The organism is Spirillospora sp. NPDC046719, from assembly GCF_040645715.1.
Classification (GTDB): Bacteria; Actinomycetota; Actinomycetes; order Streptosporangiales; family Streptosporangiaceae; genus Spirillospora.
Genome location: NZ_JBEYYT010000464.1, coordinates 1 through 7155, shown reverse-complemented (window position 1 = coordinate 7155; position 7155 = coordinate 1). Strand labels below are relative to the sequence as shown.

General features: G+C 75.5%; 7 protein-coding genes. 4 read left to right on the top strand and 3 right to left on the bottom strand.

Annotation, left to right across the window (positions count from 1 at the left end):
- Positions 1–22 precede the first annotated feature (22 nt).
- The 3 genes from ABZ914_RS43120 to aroF all read right to left on the bottom strand — a co-directional run bounded on the left by ABZ914_RS43120 (position 23) and on the right by aroF (position 3308).
- Positions 23–952, bottom strand: coding sequence for a DUF5954 family protein (locus ABZ914_RS43120; protein WP_433238144.1), 930 nt, complete (start codon positions 950–952; stop codon positions 23–25).
- A 41-nt stretch (positions 953–993) separates the two neighbouring features.
- Positions 994–1983, bottom strand: coding sequence for an EamA family transporter (locus tag ABZ914_RS43115; RefSeq protein ID WP_500200561.1), 990 nt, complete (start codon positions 1981–1983; stop codon positions 994–996).
- Between the two features lie 284 nt (positions 1984–2267).
- On the bottom strand, positions 2268–3308 hold the full coding sequence (gene aroF / locus ABZ914_RS43110; RefSeq protein ID WP_190861879.1) for a 3-deoxy-7-phosphoheptulonate synthase: 1041 nt from the start codon (positions 3306–3308) through the stop codon (positions 2268–2270).
- Positions 3309–3589: 281 nt separating this feature from the next.
- On the opposite strand from aroF, the gene ABZ914_RS43105 reads away from it, so the two are divergent.
- From ABZ914_RS43105 to ABZ914_RS43090, 4 genes are all read left to right on the top strand, one after another.
- The gene (locus tag ABZ914_RS43105; protein ID WP_500200560.1) at positions 3590–4213 is read left to right on the top strand and encodes a sulfite oxidase-like oxidoreductase; all 624 of its coding nucleotides are present in this window, start codon (positions 3590–3592) and stop codon (positions 4211–4213) included.
- Between the two features lie 76 nt (positions 4214–4289).
- Positions 4290–5747: a sensor histidine kinase gene (locus tag ABZ914_RS43100; protein ID WP_500200559.1), complete on the top strand. Its 1458-nt coding sequence runs from the start codon at positions 4290–4292 to the stop codon at positions 5745–5747.
- A 76-nt stretch (positions 5748–5823) separates the two neighbouring features.
- Positions 5824–6627 carry a LytR/AlgR family response regulator transcription factor gene (locus tag ABZ914_RS43095; RefSeq protein ID WP_500200558.1) on the top strand — a complete coding sequence of 268 codons (804 nt, stop codon included), beginning with the start codon at positions 5824–5826 and terminating at the stop codon, positions 6625–6627.
- Positions 6620–7114: a hypothetical protein gene (locus tag ABZ914_RS43090; RefSeq protein ID WP_500200557.1), complete on the top strand. Its 495-nt coding sequence runs from the start codon at positions 6620–6622 to the stop codon at positions 7112–7114. Before ABZ914_RS43095 ends, ABZ914_RS43090 begins: the two co-directional genes overlap by 8 nt.
- The last annotated feature ends 41 nt before the right edge of the window (positions 7115–7155 follow it).

Genomic DNA, 7155 nt, shown 5'->3' with positions numbered 1-7155 from the left:
CGAGGACGCGGGGCCGCCGCGATCAGTACTGGTCGAAGTCGGTCGGACGCGGGGGTTCGGGGCCCTCGGGGCCCAGGAGGGTGATGCGCTCGATGCGGACGATCCGGAAGCGGCGTCCCGCGACCGAGATGCCGTTGCGCCGGGGCTCCTCCGCCAGCAGCTCCGCGGCCTCCGCGTAGGCGGCGGCGTCGGTCTCGCCGAGGGCCTCGACGGCGGGCGCCACGTCGCGCAGGTAGCCGGCCAGCGAGTCGCGGGCCTGCTGCGGGGTGGCGTGCAGGCGGCCGACCGGGCGCCAGCGGCGCTCGCGGGACGGCCCGCCCGGGACGCCGGGGCCGCGCTCGGCGACGGTGAACGCGGGCGCGAGCGCGACCGGGGTGAGGAACGCGCCGGACGGCTCGCTGCCGCTGAGCGCCGCCGCGTCCAGCACCTGGCACAGCAGCTCGGCGGTGGCGAGGTCGGATCCGGTGCCCTCGCCCGACAGCAGGTCGTAGGGGCGGCGGTAGGAGGCCGGGACGGACGCCGGACGCGGGTCGGGGTCGCTCGGCCGGGGCGGTTCGGGGCCGTCCGGGCCGGTCCGCACCAGCTGCTCGACCCGCACGATCGCGAACCGCCGGCCGGCCGCCGCCACCGTGTCGGACGGCCCGGCCCGCAGCGCCGCCGCGGCCCGCCGGAACTCGCCGGCGGCCCCCTCGTCCATCCGGGCGGCGCGGTCGTCGAGGTGGTCGGCGAGCAGCTCGCGCGCGCCCTGCGGCAGCGGGTCCGGCGGGCAGACGACCTGCCAGCCGCCGGAGACCCGCTCGGCCGCGGTGAACAGCGGGCCGACCGCCACCAGATCGGGGTAGGCGGCGAGGGAGCGGCAGGCGTCCGCCAGCATCACGGCGGCGACCGGGTCGACGCCGTCCAGGTCCTCCGGGAACAGCCGTCCCCCGGCGTCGCCATCGCCCATCGTCATGCCGGACATCATCCTCGCCGCCTCCCGATCTGGCGAGTGGTTCAGACCAATTCGTTACCGCTCGACCCGCGTTCCCCGTGCTTTCGCGGACGCCGCGCCGGCGCGACGAGCACGACGAGGCTGGCGGCGAGCAGCGCGAGGCCGGCGTAGGCGGTCCCGCCCAGGTGCTCGCCGAGCACCGCCGTGCCGAGGACCGCCGCGACGGCGGGTTCGGCGAGGGTCAGCGTCGTCGCCGTCGTGGCGGGGGTGCCGCGCAGGCCCCGCGCGAACAGCACGTAGCCGAGGCCGGTGGTGACCGCGCCGAGGTAGAGGGCGGTCGCCGCGCCGGAGCCGGTGAGCAGCCACCCGGCGGGCTCGGCCGCGAGGACCGGGACGAGCAGCACCGCGGCGGCGCCGAACAGCGCCCCGGCGGTCGCCCGGTCGTCCTCGCCGCGGGTGATCAGGACGGACGCGGTGGTCGCGTACACCGCGTAGGCCAGCCCGGACAGCAGCGCGAGCGCGATGCCGGCGAGGTCGACGCCGGAGCCGTGCCCGGCGCCGACCAGCAGGGCGCAGCCGCCGACGGCGCCCGCGGTCGCGAGCGTCCAGCGGCCGGTCAGGACGGCCCGCCGCGTCGCGAGTCCGATCAGCCCGGTGAACGCGGGCGCGCTGCCGATCGTGACGACGGTGCCGACGGCGACGCCGGTCCGGGCGACGGCGACGAAGAACGCGACCTGGTACACCGCGATCGCCGCGGCGCCGAGCGCGAGCGGCCCCAGGCGGGACCGGCCGCGCAGGAGGCGGCGCAGGCCGTCGCGGCGGGTGGCGGCGGCGAAGGCGAGCAGCAGCAGCCCGCCGATGACGATCCGGGCGGCGGCGACGGAGACGCTGGACGCGCCGGGCGCGAAGGTGCGGGCCGTCCCGGTCGTGCCCCACAGGGACGCGGCGAGGAGGATGTCGGCGCCGCCTCCGCGGGCGCGCCGGGCGGTCGGGGACGCGGGCGCGGAGGCCCGCCGGGACGTTCCGAAGGTTCTGGACGTGCGCAAGGACACGGGAAAGGCTCCTGGGCTCGAATCGGGAGGGAAGGATCCGGATCCGGGGCGCAGGAGAACGCGGACCGGGCGCGGTCGCGCCGGGTCCGTCAGGACTCGCAGGGAGGTGCCGTCGCCGCGCCCCGTCAGGAGCGGGGCGGGCCGAGGTTCGAGGTCCAGTACGCCATGCCCACGAAACTACCAGCAGCCCGCACACGCGTTGACTTGCGGCGTATCGCCGTCATGAAGGTCCTCATGAGGGCGATACGCCACAAGCCGACGGGGTCGGGCGGCGCCGGGCCGAATCAGGCGGGGACGGGGCCGGGCGCCTCGGTCAGGGTGCGGCCGACGATGGGCGGCAGGTCGCGCATGAGCTTGGCCAGCTCGCGCAGGTCGCCGTCCACCAGGGCCTGCGGGCCGTCGCACAGCGCGGTCTCCGGGTGCGGGTGCACGTCGATGATCACGCCGTCGGCGCCGACCGCGACGGCCGCGCGGGTCAGCGGGAGCACCAGGTCGCGGCTGCCGCCCGAGTGCGACGGGTCCACGATCACCGGCAGGTGGGAGAGGCGCTGCGCCACCGGGACCGCGGAGATGTCGAGGGTGTTGCGGGTGGCCTTCTCGAACGTGCGGATGCCGCGCTCGCACAGCACGATGTCGAGGTTGCCGCGCTGCGCGACGTACTCGGCGGCCATCAGCCACTCCTCGATCGTGCCGTTCATGCCGCGCTTGAGCATCACCGGCTTGCCGGACTCGCCCGCGGCCTGCAGCAGCGCGAAGTTCTGCGCGTTGCGGGTGCCGATCTGCAGCATGTCGGCGTAGGACGCGACGAGATCGACGTCCCCGGCGTCCACCACCTCGGTGACGATCGGCATGCCCGTCTCCTCCCGCACGTCCGCGAGGATGCGCAGGCCGGCCTCGCCGAGGCCCTGGAAGGCGTACGGCGACGTGCGGGGCTTGAACGCGCCGCCGCGCAGCAGGGTCGCGCCCGCCGCCTGCGCCATCTGCGCGGCGCCGAGCGTCTGCTCCGGGGTCTCCACCGCGCACGGGCCGGCGATCAGCGTCACCGTGCCCGGGCCGATCGGCACGCCGCCGACCCGCACCACCGTGCGCTCGGCGTGGTGCTCGCGGCTCACCAGCTTGTAGGGGACCGAGATGCGCACCACGTCGGTCACCCCGCGCATCCCGCGCAGGTTCAGCGACCCGAACTGCTGGACGTCGCCGACGAGCCCGACGATGGTGCGTTCCACGCCCCGGCTGACGAACGCGTCGCCTCCCGCCGTCTCGACCAGTGAGACGACGGCCTTGATATCGGCTTCGGTGGCCTCCGGGGCCATGACGACGACCATGGGTGTGCTGCCTCTCCTCATCACGCGGACCGCGCGCGGATCCGGGCCGGATCCCGCGGACGACCCCCTGGACACGACGAGAGCCCCGGGCCGATGGGGCCCGGGGCTCTCGCCTTGTGGTCTGTCAGCGCAACGTCTGGCAGACCAGCCGCCCGGGCTGGTCGAACCAGAAGAAATACACGATGTTGCGCACGGGCTCAGCGTAGCCGATGCGCGCCGCCGAATCCCGCAAGGCCCCCGAATATGGCTCAGCTCACGCCTGATGGCAGGATGGCGGCGTCATGTCCCACCCCGAACCGTCCGCGCCGCAGCCGCGGGACCTGCCGCCAGGCCAGTACGTCCCCCGGGGCTGGCCGGTCCTCCACTACGGGCCGGTCCCCAAGTTCCGTCCCAAGGACTGGGACTTCCGGGTCTTCGGCGCCACCGCGTCGGGGGAGCAGCACCGGTGGAGCTGGGAGGAGTTCGACGCGCTGCCGCGGGTGCGCGCGATCTCCGACTTCCACTGCGTCACCAAGTTCACGATCCCCGGCAACGAGTGGGAGGGCGTCCCCGGCACGGCGATCGTCGAGCTGGCGCCGCCCGCGCCGGACGTGACGCACGTGATGGTGTGGGCCGAGTACGGCTACAGCGCCAACATCCGGATGAGCGACTTCCTCGCCGACGGGACGATGTTCGCCACCCACCACGACGGCGAGCGGCTGACCGCCGACCACGGCTTCCCGATCCGGATCGTCGTCCCGCACCTGTACGCGTGGAAGAGCGTGAAGTGGGTCCGGGGCGTGGAGTACCTGGTGAAGGACCGCCGCGGGTTCTGGGAGGAGCGCGGCTACCACAACGTCGCCGACCCCTGGTCCGAGCAGCGGTACTCCTACCAGGAGGACGAGGGCGAGGCGCCGCCCCTCTGAGCCGCGAGGGCCGGACGCCGCCGTAAATCGGCAACACACCGACCTAGGCGGAAGACAACCGTTACCGTACGTTGTCATGGTCCTACCGTCCGTCGCGGACATTCTCGCGGGCGCCCTGGCCGCGGGCGCCGCCGCGGGCGCGGTCGCGCTGCGCGGGCGGCTGCGGCTCCCGCGCCGCGCCCCCGCCGTCCCGGCGGAGCAGGCGTCGTTCGCGCCCCTGCACGCCCTCGCCCGCGTGGCGCCGCCGCTGCGCGGCGGGCTGACCCCCGGGTCGGCCCGCAAGGCGGCCCGGCACCTGCGGACACTGCTCGGCGCCGAGGCCGTCGCGGTCGTGGGCGTCCCCATCGGCGACGACGACCCGTACGCGGACGCCCCCTACGGCGACGATCTCTACGATGACGATCTCTACGACGACGGCCGGTACGACGACGATCCCCATGGCGCCGACCGGTACGGCGACGAGCCGTACGCCGAGGGCGCGTACGGCGGCGACGGCCGCGCCGCCGGTGCGCGTCCCGGTGGCGGCCGCGGCGACGGCGCCGACCCCGCCCCCCGGCTGCTGGCCTGGGACGGCGCCGGACGCGACGAGCACGCCGGCGACGCCGTCGCCCACGCGCTGCCCGTGCTCGAATCCGGCCGCCCCCGCGTGATCGCCCCGGAGCTGCTCGGCTGCCGCGACCCGCTGTGCCGCGTCCGCGTCGCCATGGTCGCGCCGCTCACCGTCGAGGGGCGCGTCGAGGCGACCCTCACCGCGTACTGGACCGGTCCGTCCACCGCGCGCGTCCGCGCCGTCGGCGAGGCGGCCCGGCTGGTCACCGGCCAGCTCGAGCTGGCCCGGCTGGACACCGCACGGATCCGGCTCGCCGAGGCCGAGATGCGGGCACTGCGCGCGCAGATCTCCCCGCACTTCGTCTACAACTCGCTGACCACGATCGCCTCGTTCGTCCGCACCGACCCCGAGCGGGCGCGCGGCCTGCTGTTGGACTTCGCCGACTTCGCCCGCTACTCCTTCCGCGACCCGCGCGACTTCACCACCCTCGCCGACGAGCTGCGCTCCATCGACCGGTACCTGCTGCTGGAGCGCGCCAGGTTCGGCGAGCGGCTGCGGTTCGACGTGCAGGTGGCGCCCGAGGTGCTGCCGGTCGCCGTCCCGTTCCTCGCCCTGCAGCCGCTGGTGGAGAACGCGATCCGGCACGGGATGAAGGGCACCCGCGGCCCGCTGCACATCTCGATCGTGGCGCGCGACTCCGGCGCCGAGGCCGCGATCAGCATCGAGGACGACGGGGTCGGCATGGACCCCGAGCGGCTCCAGGAGATCCTCGCCGCCCCGATCGGCCGCCCCGGGCCGACCGGATGGGGGAGCGTCGCCACCCCGGACCGGCGCGGCGGCGGGATCGGGCTCGCCAACGTCGACGAGCGGATGCGCCAAGTCTATGGAGAGGAGTACGGCCTGACCGTCGAGACAGCGCTCGGAGCGGGAACGAAGGTCAGATTGCGCGTTCCGAAGTACCGTCCGGGCATCTTTCCGGACTGAGCGTCCGCACCCCGGTGCGGTACTCACTTTTCGGAACCGATTGCGGACAGACGGTAATCGCGGCAAAGTCGCCACCATGCTGCACGTCCTGGCCGTCGACGATGAGCGCCCCGCCCTGGAGGAACTGGTCCACCTGCTCCGCGAGGACCCGAGGATCGGGAGGGTCACCGGCGCGGAGGACGCCTCGTCCGCGCTGCGCGACCTGAGCCGGATGCTCGTCGAGGGCGAGCGCCTGGACGCGGTGTTCCTGGACATCCGGATGCCCGGGCTCGACGGCCTGGACTTCACCCGGCTGCTGACCGGCTTCGCCGCGCCCCCGCACGTCGTGTTCGTCACCGCGCACGACGACTGCGCCGTCGCCGCCTACGAGCTCGGCGCGCTCGACTACCTGCTCAAGCCGGTCCGGCCGGAGCGGCTCGCCGAGGCGGTCCGGCGGGTCGAGCTGGCCGCGTCCCGGACCGGGCCGCAGGGCGAGGACGCCCCCGACGCGGGCGCCGACGACGAGATGATCCCGGTCGAGCTGGGCGGCCGCACCCGGCTGGTGTCGCGGCGGACCGTCACCCACGTCGAGGCGCAGGGCGACTACGTCCGGCTGCACACCGCCGACGGCGGCTACCTGGTGCGGATGCCGCTGACGGCGCTGACGAAGCGGTGGGAGGCCGCCGGGTTCATCCGGATCCACCGCAGCACGCTCGTCGCGTCCGCGCACATCACCGAGCTGCGGTTCGACGGCGGCCGGGCCGCGGTGCAGATCGGCGACGCGCTGCTGCCGGTGAGCCGCCGGCACACCCGCGAGGTCCGCGACCTGCTGGTGCGCCGGTTCCACCACGCGGCGGGCGGCCCGGGCGGCCCGGGGGAGGGGGGCGGCGCCCATGGCTGACCCGCATCCGACGCCCGACCCGGCCCGGCCGGAAGGCGGTGCGCCGGCGGCGGCCCCCGTGCCCGCCGGCGAGGACCCGCCCGACTCAGACCCGTCCAGTACCGGCCCCTCCGACTCCGACCCGTCCGACTCTGACCCGTCCGACTCCGACCCGTCCGATACCAGCCCGTCCGATACCGGCCCGCCCTGGGCCGCCGGCGCCCGCGCCCGGTGCGCGCCCGGACGGCACGATGCGCGCGCGCTCGTCCGTGCCCAGTTGCGGATCGCCCTGCAGACCGCCGCGATCGTCCTGGCCGTGACCGCGGCGATCCCGGCCCTCCTCGCCCTCGCCCGGGGCCTCGGCGGGATCCGGCCGTTCGGCCTCCCGCCGTCCTGGCTGCTGCCGGTCCTCGGCGTCCAGCCGCTGTGGGTGATCACCGCCCTCGTGCAGCTGCACCGCGCCGAACGCGCCGAGCGCGACCATACGACGCCGGCGGGCCGGGCGTGACCGCCCCGGCGGCGCCGGCCGCGCTCGCCTCCCTGGCCGCG